The sequence below is a fragment of the Streptomyces sp. NPDC018045 genome (assembly GCF_044327445.1).
Lineage (GTDB): Bacteria > Actinomycetota > Actinomycetes > Streptomycetales > Streptomycetaceae > Streptomyces.
This window is the reverse complement of the sequence record NZ_JBIRFL010000019.1, coordinates 62,449-79,844: the sequence shown is the minus strand read 5'-3', so window position 1 is coordinate 79,844 and position 17,396 is coordinate 62,449. Positions and strand designations below refer to the sequence as shown.

Genomic DNA, 17,396 nt, shown 5'->3' with positions numbered 1-17,396 from the left:
GGACGCCCGGACCCCGTCGTCCGGTGGGATGGCGCTCACCCTACAAGCGCGGGCCCCCTGGGCACACGTACGCCCGTAGTGCGGACACCACGGGCGTACGGATCGGGTCGGCGTGTCGTTACGCGGGCTGCGTGGCCGCGGCGATGCGCTCCTGCCGCAGGGCCTCGTACCAGCGGTCGTCGGCCGGCGGCAGCGCGTTGACGTCCAGCGCCAGCTTGATCAGCAGGTCGGCGATGTGCGGGTTGCGCGCCATGACGGGGCCGTGCATGTACGTACCGAAGACGGTGTCGTTGTACGCGCCCTCGTAGCCGTCGCCGACGCCGTTGCCCTTGCCGAAGCGGACCCGGGCGAACGGGCGGGCCGTCTGCCCCAGGTGGGTCACGCCCTGGTGGTTCTCGAAGCCGGTCAGCGGCGGCAGGTTCAGTTGCGGGTCGATGTCGGCCAGCACGTCGCCGACGCACCGCTCGCCCTCGCCGCGGGTGCTCACCACGTCCAGCAGGCCCAGGCCCTGCTCCCGCTCCCCGAGGTCGTTGATGAACTCGTGGCCCAGGATCTGGTAGCCGGCGCACACCGAGAAGACGATCGCGCCATTGGAGACCGCGCGGTTCAGGCCGCCGTCGCGGCGCAGCCGCTCGGCCGCCAGCCGCTGCGGCCGGTCCTCGCCGCCGCCGATCAGGTAGATGTCGCCGGAGGTGGGGATCTGCTGGTCGGAGCGGACGTCGAGGCGCTGGACGTCCAGGCCGCGCTGGCGGGCCCGGCGCTCCACCACCAGGGCGTTGCCCTGGTCCCCGTACGTGCTCAGCAGGTCCGGGTAGATCCACACCAGCCGCAGGCTGTTGTCACTCATGCTCGCTCGTCCTTGTCGTGAAGGTCGCTGGTTCACGTCAGTTCCCCACGCGCCTGCGGAGGTCCTGGAAGGCCGTGTAGTTGGCGATGACCTCGATACGGCCCGGAGGCGCCGACTGCACCGCCTCGTCCACCGTGTCACACACCCGGAAGTCCAGGCCCGCGACCTCCAGGCGGACCGCCAGGTCCAGCTTCCGGTCGCCGATCACGAAGATCGGGTGACCGGCCAGCCGGGTGTAGTCGACGTCCCACAGCCAGGAGGTGTCCGTGCCGTCCGCGCCACGCGCGTTCACCGACAGGATCACCGGTGTCGGCGGCGGATCGATCAGCGAGAACGTCTCCAGCCAGCCCGCCGGGTTCTTCGCCAGCAGCAGGCGCAGATCGCGCTGCATGAACGAGACCACGTCGTAGCGGCCCGCGACCGCCTGGACCGAGTACATCCGCTCCAGGGCGACCTGCGGCGGCACGCCGAACGCCGCGGCGACCGCCGCCGACGTCGTGGCGTTCGCCTTGTTGGCCCGGCCCGGGAGCTGGAGGCGGATCGGCCAGGCGCTGCCGTGCGGGTCGAGGACGTGGTCGCCGGAGAGCGCCCAGCTCGGGGTCGGCCGGCGGAAGCCGCACTCGCCGCAGAACCAGTCGTCGCCGGGGCGCTGCATCACGCCGCCGCACGACGGGCAGGACCAGGCGTCGTCCTTCCACTCCTGGCCCGCCGCGACCCACACCACGTTCGCCGACGACGAGGCCGCCCACACGATCAGCGGGTCGTCGCAGTTGGCGATGATCAGCGCCTTGGAGCCGGCCAGCCCCTCCCGCCAGTGCTCGGCGAGCATCCGGGTCTCCGCGGCGCGGTCGAGCTGGTCGCGCGAGAGGTTCAGCAGCGCTATGGCCTTGGGCGTCACATCCCGCGCCACGCCCGCCAGGTACTTCTCGTCCACCTCGATGACGCCGAAGCGAGCGTCGGAGCCGCCGGCCAGCGCGGAGGTGATGCCCGCCGGCATGTTGGCGCCGAGCGCGTTGGAGACGACCGGGCCGCTGGCCCGCAGTGCCTCCGCGATCAGCCGCGTCGTGGTCGTCTTTCCGTTGGTCGCCGACACCAGCACCACGTCCAGGTGCCGGGCGAGCCGGGCCAGCAGGTCGGGGTCGAGCCGAAGCGCCACCTTGCCGCCGATCACCGATCCGCTGCCGCGGCCCGCCGCGCGCGACACCGCCGCCGCGGCCTTGCCCGCCGTCACGGCCAGCTTGGCCCGTGGCGACAGCGGCTCCGTGTTGCCTGCCATCGTCCTTGATCCTCCTTGCATCCGGCGCCCTCCCGCCCTTGGGGCTGCCGGTGGAACGCCTCCTCCGGAGCCGATGACCGGCCGGAGGCTTCGGTCGGGGATCAGCCTATCGAGATCCGGCGGCGGCCCCGAATCCCGCTACCCGTGCCGCGACCTCGCGAACCCGCGACGACCTGCGTCGTCACATCTCCCAGAACGTACCCTTACCCCCATGCGTTCCCGCTCGATCCCCGGCAGCTCCGGCCACCCGCGCCCCCTGCGCCTGCTCGGCGACCCGGCCCTGGCCGAGGTCTGCCGGGACGTCACCGATTTCGACGCCGGGCTCGCCGCGCTCGTCGAGGACATGTTCGCGACGATGTACGCGGCCCAGGGCGTCGGGCTGGCGGCCAACCAGGTCGGCGTTCCGCTGCGGGTGTTCGTCTACGACTGCCCGGACGACGACGACCGGCGGCACCTCGGACACCTCGTCAACCCGCGCCTGGTGGAGGCTGACGGAATCCTGGTGCGCGGCCCCGAGGGCTGTCTCTCGGTGCCGGGCATCGAGGCCGGCACCCCGCGGTACGACCACGCGGTGGTCGAGGGGTTCAGCGTGACGGGCGAGCCGCGCACCGTGTCCGGCACCGGGTTCTTCGCCCGCTGCCTCCAGCACGAGTGCGACCACCTCCGGGGCGGCGTCTACCTCGACCACCTCACCGGCCTGCGCCGCCGCCGGGCCCTGCGGGCCGCGTCCCGCGCGCCGTGGGCGGGGCGTGAGCGGGCGGCGGGGGCGTAAGGGCGCCGCGCGGGCGCGGCGTCGGCCGCGGGTGCCACGGCTCCGGTCGCGGGCGTACGGGGCGCGGTCGTACGGGTCGCAGGTTCACGGCTACGTGCTTCCCGGCCGGGCTCGGGGCCGCGTGAGCGCGGGCCGCCGGGCCGTCCTCGTGGGCCTCAGAAGCCCGGCCCGCCCAGCCGGTCCCCGGCCGCTGCCAGCCGCCCCCACAGCAGGTCGGCCAGGTGCTGCACCAACTGGGCCCGCGAACAGGGACGTTCGCGCAGCCACCAGTCGCCGGCCGCGTGCATCATGCCGACGATCCCGTGGCCCCAGACCCGGGCCAGCTCCTCGCCGCCCGGCCCCAGGTCCAGCCGGTCGCCTATCACCTTCGCCAGCTCCTCGCCGAGCCGGCGCAGCAGTGGCGCGGAGTGCCGGCCGACGTCGAAGCCGGTGTCCTTGTCGGCGCCGGGGCCCTCGTCGGCGGGGTGCATCAGGAACCGGTAGACCTGCGGGCGGGTCTCGATCGCGGTCAGGTAGGTGTCGAGCGTCGCCTCGACGCGGTCCCGGCGTGGTACGGGTGAGTCCAGCGCCGCCCGCAGCCCGTCCAGCAGTGCGTCGGTGTGCCGTACGGCGAGCGCCCGGTAGAGGCCGCCCTTGTCGCCGAAGTGCCGGTAGAGGATCGGCTTGGTGATGCCGGCCTCCGCCGCGATGGCGTTCATCGAGGCGTCCGGGCCGTCGCGCAGCACCACCCGGTCCGCGGCCTCCAGCAGTTCGCGGCGCCGCCGCTCGGTGGCCGTCTGCTGCCGGCGGACCGTGTGCGGCGGGTCCGTCGCGGCGCCGTGGTCCGCGGCGGACTGCTCCACCGCGGTGGCCTGCTGCCGGCCGTCGTGCTGGGTGTTTTCCATGTCCCACTCCCCGCCCTTGTGAATCCGTGACGCTCGCGCAACGTAACACCCACGCTGCGGGCGATTGCGGGCCTGGGGGAGTTGACATCCCTTACTGGTCGGTAACACACTCGGGTTACCGCAAGTAACGCTCTCGAAGTAACACTGCCGGGACGCCGCCCCGGCGCAGCGCTGGAGGGGTCATGGCCGAGTTCACCATGGAACTCAACGACGAGCAGAAGGAGGTCAGGGACTGGATCCACGGCTTCGCCGCCGACGTCATGCGTCCCGCGGCCGCCGAGTGGGACGAGCGCGAGGAAACCCCCTGGCCGGTGATCCAGGAAGCCGCCAAGATCGGCCTGTACTCGCTCGACTTCTACGCCCGGCAGTTCTTCGACCCGACCGGCTTCGGCATCCCCATGGCCATGGAGGAACTGTTCTGGGGCGACGCCGGCATCGGCCTGTCGATCGTCGGCACCGGCCTGGCCGCCGTCGGCGTGCTGGCCAACGGCACCGAGGAGCAGATCGGCACCTGGATACCGCAGATGTACGGCGACGCGGCGGACGTGAAGGTCGCCGCCTTCTGCTCCTCCGAACCCGACGCGGGCTCCGACGTCTCCGCGATGCGCACCCGCGCCGTCCACGACGAGGCCAAGGACGAGTGGGTGCTCAACGGCACCAAGACCTGGGCGACCAACGGCGGCATCGCGGGCGTCCACGTCGTCGTCGCGGTCGTCGACCCCGACCTCGGCTCCAAGGGCCATGCCTCCTTCATCATCCCGCCGAACACCCCCGGCCTCTCCCAGGGGCAGAAGTTCAAGAAGCACGGCATCCGCGCCTCGCACACCGCCGAGGTGGTCCTGGAGGACGTCCGGGTCCCCGGCCACTGCCTGCTCGGCGGCAAGGAGAAGCTGGACGAGCGCCTGGCGCGCGCCCGCGAGCGGGCGCGCGGCAACGGGGAACGCGTGAAGAACGCCGCCATGGCCACCTTCGAGGCGTCCCGCCCGGCCGTTGGCGCCCAGGCCGTCGGCATCGCCCGCGCCGCGTACGAGGTCGCCCTCGACTACGCCAAAACGCGCGTCCAGTTCGGCCGCCCGATCATCGACAACCAGGGCGTCGCCTTCCAACTGGCCGACATGCGCACCCAGATCGACGCCGCCCGCCTCCTGGTCTGGCGCGCCTCCTGGATGGCCACCACCGGCAAGCCGTTCACCTCGGCCGAAGGCTCCATGTCCAAGCTCTTCGCCGGCGAGACCGCCAAGAAGGTGACCGCCCAGGCCATGCAGATCCTCGGCGGCAACGGCTACACCCGCGAGTACCCGGTCGAGCGGATGCACCGCGACGCGGCGATCTACACCATCTTCGAAGGCACCAGTGAGATCCAGCGGCTGGTCATCGCCCGGACGGTGGCGGGGGTGCCGATCCGCTGAATCGCGGCCGGTCCCGCGGGGCGGGCCCCGCGGTGCCGACGTGGCCCCGTCCCTGCCGACGGGGCCACGTCCGCGTGGCGACCCGTACGGAGAGGCGCCGTGCGCGCCGGCCGGCGGCGCTCCCGTCCGCTCAGGCGGCGGCCTCCTGCCGTGGCACGACCTTGAACACGTCACCGTGCGCGGAGTACACCACGTGCACGTCCTCCCCGGCGGCGCGCAGCACCTCCACCACCGCGTCCAGCATCGGCAGCGACCGGGCGCTGCCCGCGGGAAGCTGGCGCGGTAACGATACGGCGGGCACGCGAAGCGGTTCCTGAACGACCTTCATGACAACAGTCCAATCTCGGCACGGAACATCCCCCGTCGGCACCACCGCGCCGTCGGCACAGCCAGCTTCGGGCACGGCGATGAACAGAAGCTCAACGGCCCGTTCAACGACGTCAATCCGCGCAGCCGCACATGCGTGGCGGAACCTTCGGGCGGAGGCGGCGGCCGGGTAGCCGCATTGCCGTCTGCCGTCTGCCGTCCGCTGGCCGTGCGTCGGCGCCGGGCAGCGGCCCCGGGGGGGCGGACAAGGGCCCGTTCCGGGCGCGTCGCGGCACGTACGGGCTCGGGTGCGCCTTCTCGGGCCCGCAAAACCGCTGGCGGTGCGGGTGCGATCGGATCACCATGGGTGGTGATGCAGCCCACGACGGAGATGCCGGATACGCCGGATATGCCGGAAGCGCCGGAAGCCCCGGGGTCACCGGAGATTCTGGTCCTGTGCGGTGCGGCCGGGGTCGGCAAGTCCACGACGGCGTACGAGGTTTCCCGCCGGCTCGGCCGCGCGGACGTCCCGCACGCCCTGATCGACACCGACCAACTGGACCAGGTGCATCCCTGGCCGCCGCCCGGACTCGGGCCGAGCGAGCTGTCCCGCCGCAATCTCGCCGCGGTCTGGGCCAACCTGGCCGACGTGGGCCACACCCGGCTGATCCTGACGGGCGTGTTCGTCGCGCTGGAGCGGGAGTTGGCGTGGATCGCCGCTGCCGTGCCGGGCGCCGGCATCACGTCCGTACGGCTGACTGCCGACGTATCCACCTTGGAGTGCCGGGTCCGCCGCCGCGAGATCGACTCCCAGGCGGAGGGGCAGCTCGTCCGTACGCTCCGGCAGTACGCGGCCCTCGGGTGCCCGGAGCCGCCGGGCACGACGGTGATCGACACCACCGGCCGGACCGTGGCCCGCGTGGCGTCCGAGGTGATCGCGGTGTGGCTCGGTGGCGGAGGGGGACGGGGCGGGGCCGGTGAGCGGTCCGGCTCCGGCGGCAACCCGTAAGCCGGAAGGGCCGGGCGGGCGCGATGCGGTCGCCGTGCCGGTGGAGTACGGCGGGTTCCGGTCAGTGGGCCGGCAGCGCTCAAGGGGGCCGCCCCTCTTCTTTCGCTGCGCCGCCGAAGCGTGGGTCGTCGGCCCGTCCGGGGTCGTCGGCCTGTCGGGCGTCTCACTCCGCAGCGATCCCTTGACGGCTGGAAGGGTGCGCTCTACTTTCTTGGTACTTCCGCAGTGTAAAACGTGGATTCCGTAATACGGAATACAGGAACAGTGCAGCTCACGCTTCCGCCCCCGGGCCGGAGCGCGATCCCGACCGGCCGACGCAGGAGTACTCGATGCCTCGAATGACCGCCGCTCGTGCGGCTGTGGAGATCCTCAAGCGCGAGGGCGTGACCAACGCGTTCGGTGTGCCGGGCGCGGCGATCAATCCGTTCTATGCGGCGCTGCGGGCCGGTGGCGGGATCCACCACACGCTCGCGCGGCACGTCGAGGGCGCCTCCCACATGGCCGAGGGCTACACCCGGGCCAGCCCCGGCAACATCGGCGTCTGCATCGGTACGTCCGGCCCGGCCGGCACCGACATGATCACCGGCCTGTACTCGGCCATCGGTGACTCGATCCCGATCCTGTGCGTCACCGGCCAGGCGCCGACCGCGGTGATCCACAAAGAGGACTTCCAGGCCGTCGACATCACCTCGATCGCCGCCCCGGTCACCAAGGCCGCGACCACCGTCCTGGAGGCCGCCCAGGTCCCCGGCGTCTTCCAGCAGGCGTTCCACCTGATGCGCTCGGGACGGCCCGGCCCGGTCCTGATCGACCTGCCGATCGACGTGCAGATGACGGAGATCGAGTTCGACCCGGAGACGTACGAGCCGCTGCCGGTGCACCGACCGAAGGCGACCCGCAAGCAGATCGCCAAGGCCCTCGCCATGCTGAACGCGGCCGAGCGCCCGCTGCTCGTCGCGGGCGGCGGCATCATCAACGCCGACGCCTCGGACCTGCTGGTCGAGTTCGCCGAGCTGACCGGCGTCCCCGTCATCCCGACCCTGATGGGCTGGGGCACCATCCCCGACGACCACCGGCTCAACGCCGGCATGGTCGGCCTCCAGACCTCGCACCGCTACGGCAACGCGACCTTCCTGGAGTCCGACTTCGTCCTCGGCATCGGCAACCGCTGGGCCAACCGCCACACCGGCAAGCTGGACGTCTACACCCAGGGCCGCACCTTCGTGCACGTCGACATCGAGCCCACCCAGATCGGCAAGATCTTCGCCCCCGACTACGGCATCGCCTCCGACGCCAAGGCGGCCCTGGAACTGTTCGTCGAGGCCGCCAAGGAGCTGAAGGCCGCGGGCGAACTGCCGGACCGCGGCGAGTGGGCCGCCTCGGCGCAGCAGCGCAGGGCCACGCTCCAGCGCCGTACGCACTTCGACGACGTGCCGCTCAAGCCGCAGCGGGTGTACGAGGAGATGAACCGCGCGTTCGGGCCCGAGACCCGGTACGTCACCACCATCGGCCTCTCGCAGATCGCCGGCGCCCAGATGCTGCACGTCTACAAGCCGCGCCACTGGATCAACTGCGGCCAGGCCGGGCCGCTGGGCTGGACCATCCCGGCCGCGCTGGGAGTCGCCACCGCCGACCCCGGCGGCAGCGTGGTCGCGCTCTCCGGCGACTACGACTTCCAGTTCATGCTGGAGGAACTGGCGGTCGGTGCCCAGCACAACATCCCGTATGTGCACGTGCTGGTGAACAACTCCTACCTGGGCCTGATCCGCCAGGCGCAGCGCAACTTCGCCATGGACTACCAGGTCACCCTGGAGTTCGAGAACATCAACACCCCCGAGCTCGGCGTCTACGGCGTGGACCACGTCAAGGTCGCCGAGGGGCTGGGCTGCAAGGCGATCCGCGTCACCGAGCCCGACCAGCTTCTGCCGGCCTTCGAGGAGGCCAAGAAGCTGGCCGCCGAGCACCGGGTCCCGGTGGTCGTCGAGGCGATCCTGGAGCGGGTCACCAACATCGCGATGAGCGGCACCGACATCGGCAGCGTCAACGAGTTCGAGGACCTGGCCACCGAGCCCGGCCACGCGCCGACCGCCGTCGTGCCGATGAGCTGATCAAGTGGGGCGGGGGCGTGCCCCCGCCCCACCGAGAACGCCCTGCACGGCAACCGCGTCGAGGGCCTGGGCAAGACCGGATTCCTGATGGGTGAAGTCATGAGGGAAGCCATGGGGAAGGGCTCGTCAAAGGCCGTACGGGAACCGCCCGGTGAGGTGCCGGGCCGTGCGGTTCAGGGCGCTCTCTCATGTACGCGTGCGGGCCGGGTACCACACGACCACCAAGGCTCCGCCCACCATGACCACCCCGGTCAGTACGAGCATCGTGGTGTCGAGCGACCCGGTGAAGGCGTTGAGTACGGTATCCCGTAGGGCGTTGCTCGTGGGGCCGGAGGTGTTCAGTTGTCGTTCTGCCGCGGCCACGGTTGTCGGGGGGTGCGGGCCGTGGAGTGCCGGGGGCAGGTGCGTGGTGAAGAGGGCGGTCAGGACGCTGCCGCTGATCGCGATGCCCAGTGCGCTGCCCAACTCGCGGGCCAGGCTCTGGAGTCCGGAGCCCGTCCCCGCGCGGTCCGGTGGCAGCGCCGACATCATGCCGTGCGAGAGCAGGGGCGTGGCCAGCCCGCAGCCGGCCGCGGTCAGCGTGGCGCCGGTGGCGTAGCGGGCGTACGGGGTGTGTGCGCTCACCGTCGACACGGTGGCCAGCCCCGCCGCCAGGACCAGCAGGCCCGCTCCCACGGTGGCCCGGCCGCCCAGCCGCCGTTCCAGTGTCACGGCGCAGCGCGGGGCCAGCAGCAGCGCGGCCGCCATCGGCAGCAGACGTACGCCCGCCCCCAGCGGCGAGTGGCCCTGCACGTACTGGAGGTACTGGCCGTTGACGTAGAACAGGCCGAACATGCCGACGAAGGCCAGCGCCATGCCGAGCGCTCCCGCGCGCACGACCGGCAGGGCGAAGAGCCGCGGGTCCAGCATCGGGTGCGGCCGCCGGAGTTCGTACCGTACCCAGCAGGTCAGTAGGCCGGCCGCGAGGGCGAATCCACCCACCGTGCGGACGCTCGGCCAGCCCGCCTCCGGACCGGAGACGATGCCTGCCAGCAGGGCCAGGAAACCGGCCGTCAGCAGGGCCGCCGAGAGCGGGGAGACCGGGCGGGCGTGGCGTGCGGCGGCCGGTGTGCAGACGGCGATCAGGGCGAGGGCCAGCAGCGCCGGCGGGACGGCGCACAGGAACAGCGCCCGCCAGGAACCGGCCTGGAGGGCCGCGCCGCCTCCGACGTTCCCCAGCACCGCCGCCAGCCCCGTCATCGACGCCCACACCGCCACCAGCCGAGGCCGGCGTTCCGGTGCGGCGTCCCCGACCAGCAGGGCCAGTGTCGTCGGGAGCACCGCGGCGGCGCCGACGCCGCTGAGCATCCGCCCGGCGATCACCACCGCGATGCCGGACGCGGCGGCGCACAGCGCGGACCCCGCCGTGAACAGCGCCATTCCGCCGAGCAGGGTGCCCTTGCGGCCCAGCCGGTCCGCGAGCGCGCCCGCCGGGACGAGCAGGCAGGCGAAGAACACCACGTACCCGTCCACCACCCACACCACCGCCTCGGCGGAGGGGTGCAGCGCGCTGCGGGACAGCGCCGGGATGGCGAGGTTGACGGCGGAGACCATACCGACGACGAGGGTGACGCACAGGCACATCACCGCGACGGTGACGCGGTTCGGGCCGGTGGCCGGTCGGGAGGTGAGCGGGGGAGTGGGGCCGGTGGGGCCGGTAGGGGCAGTGGGGGCAGTAGAGCCGGTGGGGGTGGTGGGTGCGGTGCGTTTCATCGGCCGTTCCCTGTCGGGCCGGAGGTGCCGGGTGGGCTCCAGTACGTGGCGGCAGTCGGGCGGGGTCCGCCGGGCGGGCTCCAGCGTGTGGCGGCAGTCGGGCCGGGGACGCCGGGTGGGATCGCGGGCGAATCGGTAGCCGGGCCGGGGTCGCCGGGCGGGCGCCCGGGCGTACCGGCAGCCGGGCCGGGGGCGAAGGGCAGGCCGCCCGGCGCCCCGGCGTCCCGGTCCAGTTCCGCCCGGAATGCCAACCGGTCACCCCGGATCCGCAGGAACTCCAGGTCCACGGGGCGTCCGTCCGGCAGTCGGCTCAGCCGCTCGACGGTGAACACCGCCTGGCCCGGCGGGGTTTCGAGCAGGGCCGAGGTGCCGGGGTCCGCGTTGACGGCGTGCACGGTCACGCTCGCCGACCCCAGCGGCCCGCCGACCGACTCCTCGATCAGGCTGAACAGGTCCCGGCCCGCCAGGTCCGCGTCCAGCAGCGGCCGTCCGATGTCGGTGGCCAGATACGTCAGGTCCAATGACAGCGGGGCCTCGCCGAGGCGGCGCAGCCGCTCGATGTACACCACCTGCCCGCCCTCCGGTACGCACAGCTTGCGCGCCACCTCCCGGGGCGGCCGGACCACGTCCGCGACCCGTACCTCGTTGCTGACCCGCCCGTACGCCGACAGGGTCTCGGCCAGCCCGGTCAGCCGCTCCAGCGTGTGCTCGTACGTACGGCGCCGGACCACCGTCCCCACGCCCTGTCGCCGCTCCACCGCACCCTCGTCGCGCAGCACGCCCAGCGCCTCGCGGACGGTGTTCCGTGAGACGCCGTGGTCGGCGATCAGGCTCCGCTCGTCCGGCAGGACGCCGGAGGGAAAGGCGCCGGAGGCGATCTGACGGCGCAGTACCTCCGCGACCTGCCGGGCCCGGTCCGCGCGGGTCCGGGCGCGGGGGCCTGCCGGGGCGGTCGGGTCGGGGGACGACGCGGTCATGGGCTCTCCGCAACTCGGCTCGGGGTACGCCGGGCGACACGGTGCCGGGCGTCCGTCCAACCTAAGCTCCGGACGTTTCCCCGAAGTTACGCCACCCACTCTGACCTGCGGTAACGCTGGGACGTGGGGGTTTGCGCGCCGCGCCGGGGGGTTCCGCCACCCGGAATGGTGCGTCTGCGCGACCGGATCATCTCCCGTATTCCGGAAGGGTTGTTCCGCGTCGAGGGCTCCTTTATCGTCGGCCCGCCCGGCCGAGGGCGGCGGGGAACCGACCACGGAGGAGAGCGCGTTGGCGAACCAGGCAGGGCGGGAACGGCCCGGGGACGAAGACGGGCGGGAACGGTCCGGGGACGAAGACGGGCGGGAACGGTCCGGGGACGAGGTCGGGCGGGCGGCGGACGTGGAGCCGGGCCAGGAGGAGGGCACGGGCCGGCGGGCCTTCCTGGTGCAGGCCGGGCTGACCGGGGCGGGCGGCCTGCTGGCGGCGACCACGGCGGCGGGCCCCGCGTCGGCCGCGGCTCCCGCGCCGGCCGCGTCAACCGGGGCCCCCGCGCTCCGCCCCGAGCAGTTCGAAGGCGGTGAACTGCTCCTCGTACCGGAAGTGCTCCTGCTGCCCGCAGGACCGGTCAGGGACCATGCCGTACGCGTGGCCGGCGGAGTGTTCCGGGAGGTCGGGCCCGCCCGCAAGCTCATCGACGCCCACCGTCGCCTGACCCCGGTACGCCTGGACCGCGCGCTGCTGATGCCGGGCTTCGTGGACGCGCACCACCACCTGACGCAGAGCTTCGGCAAGGCGCAGGCGTTCGGGCAGCCGTCGGAGATCTTCAAGACGGTCTGGGAACCCCTGGAACGCGCGCTCGACGAGGACAGCGCCTATCTGGCGGCGAAACTGGCCGCGCTGGAAGCGCTGCGCGGCGGGTTCACCACCGTCGCCGACGCCGGGACCCGCGCGCCCGTCGACGTCGCGACCCTGGCCCAGGCCACCCAGGAGGCCGGAATCCGCTGCGTACTGGGGCAGGTGTGCTCGGACGGGAAGGGCGGCGAACGGCACCTCGCCCGCTGGGACGGGACCCGATTGGTCCACCCCTCGCTGGCGATACCCGTGCCGGAGGACGCCGCCGACGCCCGGGTGCTGCGGCACACGGCACGGCTGTGCGCCGAAGCGGGCGCCGTCTTCCAGGTGCACGTCAACGAACACCTCGCCTCCGTCGAACGCTCCCTCAAGAGCGTCGGCCGGCGCCCGGTGGAACACCTCCACCACGTCGGCGCCCTCGGACCGCACACGCTCGGCGCGCACGCCACCCTGCTCACACCCGGCGAACTGCGCCTGCTGGCCGACACCGGCACGGCCGTCGGCTACAACCCCGTCGCCAGCGCGTGGAAGGGCAACGGCGTCGCGCAGGCCGGGACGATGGCCGCCATGGGCGTGCGCTTCGGCACCGGCACCGACGGCACCCGCGGCGACGGATTCCGCCTGGTGGACGCCGCGGAGACCGCGCAACGCCTGGCGTTCGGCCTGCAGTGCGGCGACTCGGTGTGCGGCGCCGGACGGCTGTGGCTGGAACATGCGACCTCGCGCGGCGCCGACGCGCTCGGCCTCGGCCGGGTCACCGGCGAGATCGCGGTCGGCAAGGCGGCGGACTTCCTCGTCGTGGACCTCGGCGTACCGGAGCTGACCCCGTCCTGGGACCTGGGCTGGGAGCTGGTACGGCTCGCGGGCCGCGACCAGATCCGCGCGGTCGTCGTCGGCGGCCGGCTACGGCTGTGGGACGGCTGGCCGCCCCACTGGGACGGTCCCGCACTGGTACGGCGGGCCGCCGAGGTGGGGCGGGAGGTCGTGCTCCGGGCGGGCATCCGCCGCGTCGAACCGGTGCCGCCCGCGTCGTGACACGAGCGGACGGCACCAGGCCCTCAGCCCTCAGCCCTCCGCCACCCCCGCAGGCCCCTCAGTCCGACCGCCCCCATCGGCCTTTCAGCCCTCCGCCGCCCCCGTCGGCCCGCCCAGCACCCGCAGGCCACGCAGGCGGTTCAGGGCCGCGGCGACCTCGTGGCGGCGGGGCAGGGCGAAGTCCTCGTCACGGACGGCGAGGAGAGGGTGCGCGCCGTCCTCCAGGTCGCCGTCGAGCAGGTCCAGCGCCTCGGCCAGGGTGCGCTTCCCGTCCACGTACCCGCGGCGCACCATCAGTTCGAGGGCCAGGCCGATGCCGGTCACCTGGCGTGCGTCCGCGATCTGTTCGACGGCCCGCAGGTCGATGTCGTGCTCGCCGAAGGTCAGCCCGTCGTCGCCGCGCGCGCGGATGCGGGAGCGGCCGCGTACGGACGTGTCGAGCGAGCCCGGGTCCGGACGGCGGTGCGCGACACCGGGGAAGGCGTCCGCCTCGGCGGTCCGGCCGGTCGGTACCGCCGCCAGCCGGCGGGCCCGCTCGGTGACATCGGACGGCCGGTACGCGTCCATCATGATCACCTGGTCCGCGACCTCCATGTAGTCGCCGGACCCGCCCATCACCAGCACGGTCGAGACCCCGTGGTCCCGGTGCAGCGAGCGCACGAGGTCCACGAACGGCGTCAGCGGCTCCCGCTCCTTGGCGACCAGCGCCTGCATCCGCGCGTCGCGGATCATCAGGTTGGTGGCCGCGGTGTCCTCGTCGATGAGCAGGGCCCGCGCGCCCGCCTCGACGGCCTCGCACAGGGAGGCGGCCTGCGAGGTGGAGCCGGAGGCGTTGTCGGTACGGAAGTCGGTGGTGTCCGCGCCGCTCGGCAGGTGGTCGACGAAGGCGTGCACGTCCACCCGCTCGACCCGGCGGCCGTCCTCGGAACGGATCTTGACGGTGTCCGGCCTCGCCACCACCCGCTCGCGTCCGTCCCCCGGAACGTGGTCCCAGACGCCCGTCTCCAGGGCCCGCAGCAGCGTCGACTTGCCGTGAAAGCCGCCACCGACGATCAGCGTGACACCTTCGCGTACGCCCATGCCGGTGACCGTCCCGGCGTGCGGCAGGTCCACCGAGACCCGCAGCTCCTCGGGGGAGGCGAACGGGACGACCGCGCCGCCGGTCGCCGGACGGTCGTCCACGCCGCTGCGCCGCGGCAGCACCGCGCCGTCGGCCACGAACCCGACCAGGCCGAGGCCGGGCAGCGCGGCACGCAGCGCGACCGAGTCCTCGACGGTGTCCGCGAAGGCCCGTACGTCGTCGGCGTCCAGCGCCGCGTACCGCAGCGCGCGCTCGGCGACCCGCGGCAGCAGACCGCACAGGACGTGCTCCGCCGCGTGCCCGTCGATACGGCGGCCGTGTCCCGGCAGATCCACGCCCAGCCGCAGCGTCACCGAGCCGTCCCGCGCGTCGACCAGGCAGGAACTGCGTTCCAGCACCTCCTGGCCGCCCGCGTCCACCCGCAGTGCCCGGTGGTCCGCCGCCTCGGCGGCCCGGCGCGCCAGATAGCTCGCCAGTGCCCGCCGCCGGACGGGCGACTCCCACAGGCCGGCCGGGAACCCGGCCTCCTCGGCGGGTACGCGCAGGGCGACCCGCGCGGGCGGCGCGTACGGGTCGGACTGCCCGCGGATCACCTCCAGGGTGAAGCCGGGCATGGACCAGGAGCCGAGGAGCGCCTTGTACCTGCCGTACGAGGCGCCGTCCATCCGGCGCAGCTCCCCGGCCAGCCCGTCACGGGTTCCCTGCGGGCGGTCGGCCCGCTGCCGGTCCTGGGGACGGCCGTGGCCACGGGCCTGCCCGCGGTCCCGGCCGTGTTCGCGGCCGCGGTCGTGGTCGCGGCCTTGGGGGCGTCGCACAGCGCCTGCACCTTTCGCGTTGCGTCTTGCGGTCACCGGTGATCCACCGGTCGGGGACCGGTGCTCCACCGGCCCGACGGCCGACGATACCCAGACCGGGCCCGTACCGTCGCACGCGGACGAGTGACCGGCCGCAGCCGGGTCCTCCCGTCCGCGGCCGGTCGCCGGGCCGGCCCGGCGGTGCCGGGCGAACCTGTCAGTACACGGTGAAGGGGAAGTGCTGCCGGGGCTCCGCCGGCCCGTCCACCGTACGGGCCGGCCGCAGACCGACCAGCGTGGTACCGCCACACGCGCAGAACACGGACGTGGCGATCAGCAGCCGGCCGGAGCAGTCGACGACCGGGGTGGTGAAGGCGCGCGGCTCCGGCGCCCCGCACCGGCGGCACGCCGCCTCCGGCGCCCCGCTCACCGTCCCCACCTCGTTCCGCCCCGCACGGCGGCCGGCGTGAGCGCCGACGCCAGGAGCAGGACCCAGAGGGAGTCCTGCGGGACGGGGAAGCCGGTGGGGGAGGGCGTCACCAGGGTGACGCCCACGATGAGCACCGCCACGAAGGCGAGGCCCGTACAGCGAAGGGCTATCCTGCAGTCGGCGAACATGAGGTCTCCTTGTGGGTGAAGAACACGGGGGTCTCCTGAATTCGGCAGAGGGCCGTTCCCTGCTTCCCGTCAGAAGCACCAGGGAGCGGCCTCTTCGTATGCCGGTGGCGGTACGGGTGTTCCCGTCCGCCGGGTCGTGGTGGCCGGTAGGTGGCCGGCCGAGGTCATCGGTCAGGTCACATGGTGTGCTCCTCCCCGCCGGTGCGCCGCGCGACGTCGCGCGGCCCGTACACCGGAAGTGTCGTCCCCGCGCTCACCTGCGGCCATGGCGGGGAGACGGGCGCAGGCATTCCTGAGCACCACGACGGCGCGGGCGGACACTGGCGAACGCCGGTGGCACGGGCGGACAATGACGGACAGGCACGGGACTTCTGTGTCACCGGCGCCACCGCGCACCCGGGGGATGATGATCCATTGACCGAACGGCCCGTGCCCTCACCCGTACCGGAGCCCGTGGAGGCGTTCGCGGTGCAGCTCCGCGAACTGCGGCTGCGGTGCTTCGAACCCACGGAGGCCAGCCTCGCCCTGCAGATGAAGTGCGGGCGCAGCTCGGTGTCGGCGATGCTCAACGGCCGCCGCTTCCCGAGCTGGGAGCTGACCTCGGCCTTCGTCACCGCGTGCGGGGCGGAGCCGGCCGACTGGCTGGACCGCTGGCGGGACGCCAAGCGCCGCCTCGACGCGCTGCGCAGGGGCCCGGCCGGCCAGGGCGGGGACGGGCGCCCCGCGGCGCTGCCGGACGCCGGCGGCGACGCGCTGCTCGCCGCGACCTGGTACCGCAGCAACCCCGAGTTCTACACCGCGGCGGCCCGCTGCGTCCGGGCGGCGCGGTCGGAGATCAGGGTGACGTACACCCGCCGCTACCCGCCGGACCAGTACACGACGAAGGCCTCCGCCGACTACTTCGCGGACATCCTGGCCTGGGCGCGCGAGGACACCGAGGACCAGCGCAGCGTCCGTCGCATCATCGGCGTCCCGGAGACCGACGGCGTACCCGACCGGGACGTCCTCGCCTGGGCCCGGCGGCATCGGGAGGAGACCGGTGACATCCTCAATTACGAGGCGAACGTGCTGCGGTGGACGGCGGCGGCCGACGGCCTGAACATGGCGCTGATCGACGACAGCACCGTCTTCCTGGCCTTCTCCGGCGGCGCCCGCCAGAAACTGAACGGCTTCAGCGTGCAGGACCCGACCTACATGTCCTACTTCGCCGCCTACTTCGAACAGTTGTGGACGCCGCTCCAGCCGTTGGGCGCCTACCTGGACGCCGCAGGACGCTGACCCGGCCCTCGGAACGGCCGGCCCACGCCCCCGGCCGGCACACCGCTGCCGCACCAGGGGCCGCTACGGCGCATACTGCCTGCATGGGCGATACGCCGTCGGACGGTCTGCCGGACACCGCCGCACAACAGTCCACCGAACGGGAGCAGCAGCACGCAGAGCGGGAGAAGGCCGCGGACCGACGCGAGCGCCGGGCCGACGAGCGGGACCGGCGGGCGGACCTGCGGGACGAGGCCGCCGGCCGGCGGGGGCACCGCGCGGACGCGCGCGACGATTTCGGGCAGCGGGTCGTCGACCAGGAAGTGGCGGCCTCGGAGCGTGAGGCGCGCCGCGCCGCGAACAACGCGCAGGACGCCGACGACCAGCCGGGACCGCGACAGAGCTGACGCGGGCCACC

At 73.4% G+C, this 17,396-nt stretch carries 16 protein-coding genes; 7 read left to right on the top strand and 9 right to left on the bottom strand.

What is annotated here, in order from left to right:
- Positions 1 to 118 precede the first annotated feature (118 nt).
- Positions 119 to 847 carry a type 1 glutamine amidotransferase gene (locus tag ACH4EB_RS29520; protein ID WP_030018655.1) on the bottom strand — a complete coding sequence of 243 codons (729 nt, stop codon included), beginning with the start codon at positions 845 to 847 and terminating at the stop codon, positions 119 to 121.
- Positions 848 to 884: 37 nt separating this feature from the next.
- The gene (locus ACH4EB_RS29515; protein ID WP_125057884.1) at positions 885 to 2,123 is read right to left on the bottom strand and encodes a MurT ligase domain-containing protein; all 1,239 of its coding nucleotides are present in this window, start codon (positions 2,121 to 2,123) and stop codon (positions 885 to 887) included.
- Between the two features lie 211 nt (positions 2,124 to 2,334).
- On the opposite strand from ACH4EB_RS29515, the gene def reads away from it, so the two are divergent.
- On the top strand, positions 2,335 to 2,895 hold the full coding sequence (gene def, locus ACH4EB_RS29510) for a peptide deformylase (RefSeq protein WP_398350971.1): 561 nt from the start codon (positions 2,335 to 2,337) through the stop codon (positions 2,893 to 2,895).
- 155 nt (positions 2,896 to 3,050) lie between these two features.
- Here def and ACH4EB_RS29505 read toward each other — a convergent pair whose 3' ends face one another.
- On the bottom strand, positions 3,051 to 3,779 hold the full coding sequence (locus tag ACH4EB_RS29505; protein WP_398350969.1) for a TetR family transcriptional regulator: 729 nt from the start codon (positions 3,777 to 3,779) through the stop codon (positions 3,051 to 3,053).
- A 182-nt stretch (positions 3,780 to 3,961) separates the two neighbouring features.
- Between ACH4EB_RS29505 and ACH4EB_RS29500 the strand changes: the two genes are divergently transcribed.
- Positions 3,962 to 5,188 carry an acyl-CoA dehydrogenase family protein gene (locus ACH4EB_RS29500; RefSeq protein WP_398350968.1) on the top strand — a complete coding sequence of 409 codons (1,227 nt, stop codon included), beginning with the start codon at positions 3,962 to 3,964 and terminating at the stop codon, positions 5,186 to 5,188.
- A gap of 130 nt (positions 5,189 to 5,318) precedes the next feature.
- Here ACH4EB_RS29500 and ACH4EB_RS29495 read toward each other — a convergent pair whose 3' ends face one another.
- Complete coding sequence (locus ACH4EB_RS29495; protein WP_398350966.1) at positions 5,319 to 5,489, bottom strand: hypothetical protein; 171 nt, start codon at positions 5,487 to 5,489, stop codon at positions 5,319 to 5,321.
- 378 nt (positions 5,490 to 5,867) lie between these two features.
- Here ACH4EB_RS29495 and ACH4EB_RS29490 point away from each other — a divergent pair, with 378 nt between their 5' ends.
- Complete coding sequence (locus ACH4EB_RS29490; RefSeq protein ID WP_398350964.1) at positions 5,868 to 6,503, top strand: hypothetical protein; 636 nt, start codon at positions 5,868 to 5,870, stop codon at positions 6,501 to 6,503.
- Positions 6,504 to 6,832: 329 nt separating this feature from the next.
- Positions 6,833 to 8,611, top strand: coding sequence for a glyoxylate carboligase (gene gcl / locus ACH4EB_RS29485; RefSeq protein ID WP_398350963.1), 1,779 nt, complete (start codon positions 6,833 to 6,835; stop codon positions 8,609 to 8,611).
- 186 nt (positions 8,612 to 8,797) lie between these two features.
- Here the strand turns inward: gcl and ACH4EB_RS29480 are convergent, their stop codons facing one another.
- Both ACH4EB_RS29480 and ACH4EB_RS29475 read right to left on the bottom strand, forming a co-directional pair.
- Positions 8,798 to 10,363, bottom strand: a complete 1,566-nt coding sequence (locus tag ACH4EB_RS29480) for an MFS transporter (protein WP_398350961.1) — start codon at positions 10,361 to 10,363, stop codon at positions 8,798 to 8,800.
- A complete protein-coding gene (locus tag ACH4EB_RS29475) occupies positions 10,360 to 11,340 on the bottom strand; it encodes a GntR family transcriptional regulator (protein WP_398350959.1) in 981 nt (326 codons plus the stop codon). Before ACH4EB_RS29475 ends, ACH4EB_RS29480 begins: the two co-directional genes overlap by 4 nt.
- A gap of 601 nt (positions 11,341 to 11,941) precedes the next feature.
- On the opposite strand from ACH4EB_RS29475, the gene ACH4EB_RS29470 reads away from it, so the two are divergent.
- Complete coding sequence (locus ACH4EB_RS29470; protein WP_398351033.1) at positions 11,942 to 13,228, top strand: amidohydrolase family protein; 1,287 nt, start codon at positions 11,942 to 11,944, stop codon at positions 13,226 to 13,228.
- A gap of 84 nt (positions 13,229 to 13,312) precedes the next feature.
- Here the strand turns inward: ACH4EB_RS29470 and ACH4EB_RS29465 are convergent, their stop codons facing one another.
- The 3 genes from ACH4EB_RS29465 to ACH4EB_RS29455 all read right to left on the bottom strand — a co-directional run bounded on the left by ACH4EB_RS29465 (position 13,313) and on the right by ACH4EB_RS29455 (position 15,721).
- Positions 13,313 to 15,124, bottom strand: coding sequence for an ABC-ATPase domain-containing protein (locus ACH4EB_RS29465; protein ID WP_398350958.1), 1,812 nt, complete (start codon positions 15,122 to 15,124; stop codon positions 13,313 to 13,315).
- A 196-nt stretch (positions 15,125 to 15,320) separates the two neighbouring features.
- A complete protein-coding gene (locus tag ACH4EB_RS29460) occupies positions 15,321 to 15,533 on the bottom strand; it encodes a hypothetical protein (RefSeq protein ID WP_398350956.1) in 213 nt (70 codons plus the stop codon).
- Positions 15,530 to 15,721 (bottom strand): hypothetical protein, encoded by a 192-nt coding sequence (locus ACH4EB_RS29455; RefSeq protein WP_398350955.1) that lies wholly within the window; start codon positions 15,719 to 15,721, stop codon positions 15,530 to 15,532. The genes ACH4EB_RS29460 and ACH4EB_RS29455 overlap by 4 nt, the downstream gene beginning before the upstream one ends.
- A gap of 414 nt (positions 15,722 to 16,135) precedes the next feature.
- Between ACH4EB_RS29455 and ACH4EB_RS29450 the strand changes: the two genes are divergently transcribed.
- Both ACH4EB_RS29450 and ACH4EB_RS29445 read left to right on the top strand, forming a co-directional pair.
- Positions 16,136 to 16,999 (top strand): helix-turn-helix domain-containing protein, encoded by an 864-nt coding sequence (locus ACH4EB_RS29450; protein WP_398350954.1) that lies wholly within the window; start codon positions 16,136 to 16,138, stop codon positions 16,997 to 16,999.
- 83 nt (positions 17,000 to 17,082) lie between these two features.
- A complete protein-coding gene (locus ACH4EB_RS29445) occupies positions 17,083 to 17,385 on the top strand; it encodes a hypothetical protein (RefSeq protein ID WP_398350952.1) in 303 nt (100 codons plus the stop codon).
- The last annotated feature ends 11 nt before the right edge of the window (positions 17,386 to 17,396 follow it).

What these genes read in the sequence shown, in the direction of transcription:
- ACH4EB_RS29520 (WP_030018655.1), bottom strand. Translation starts at nt 847, where the DNA reads ATGAGTGACAACAGCCTGCGGCTGGTGTGGATCTACCCGGACCTGCTG.
- ACH4EB_RS29515 (WP_125057884.1), bottom strand. Translation starts at nt 2,123, where the DNA reads ATGGCAGGCAACACGGAGCCGCTGTCGCCACGGGCCAAGCTGGCCGTG.
- def (WP_398350971.1), top strand. Translation starts at nt 2,335, where the DNA reads ATGCGTTCCCGCTCGATCCCCGGCAGCTCCGGCCACCCGCGCCCCCTG.
- ACH4EB_RS29505 (WP_398350969.1), bottom strand. Translation starts at nt 3,779, where the DNA reads ATGGAAAACACCCAGCACGACGGCCGGCAGCAGGCCACCGCGGTGGAG.
- ACH4EB_RS29500 (WP_398350968.1), top strand. Translation starts at nt 3,962, where the DNA reads ATGGCCGAGTTCACCATGGAACTCAACGACGAGCAGAAGGAGGTCAGG.
- ACH4EB_RS29490 (WP_398350964.1), top strand. Translation starts at nt 5,868, where the DNA reads ATGCAGCCCACGACGGAGATGCCGGATACGCCGGATATGCCGGAAGCG.
- gcl (WP_398350963.1), top strand. Translation starts at nt 6,833, where the DNA reads ATGCCTCGAATGACCGCCGCTCGTGCGGCTGTGGAGATCCTCAAGCGC.
- ACH4EB_RS29480 (WP_398350961.1), bottom strand. Translation starts at nt 10,363, where the DNA reads ATGAAACGCACCGCACCCACCACCCCCACCGGCTCTACTGCCCCCACT.
- ACH4EB_RS29475 (WP_398350959.1), bottom strand. Translation starts at nt 11,340, where the DNA reads ATGACCGCGTCGTCCCCCGACCCGACCGCCCCGGCAGGCCCCCGCGCC.
- ACH4EB_RS29455 (WP_398350955.1), bottom strand. Translation starts at nt 15,721, where the DNA reads ATGTTCGCCGACTGCAGGATAGCCCTTCGCTGTACGGGCCTCGCCTTC.
- ACH4EB_RS29445 (WP_398350952.1), top strand. Translation starts at nt 17,083, where the DNA reads ATGGGCGATACGCCGTCGGACGGTCTGCCGGACACCGCCGCACAACAG.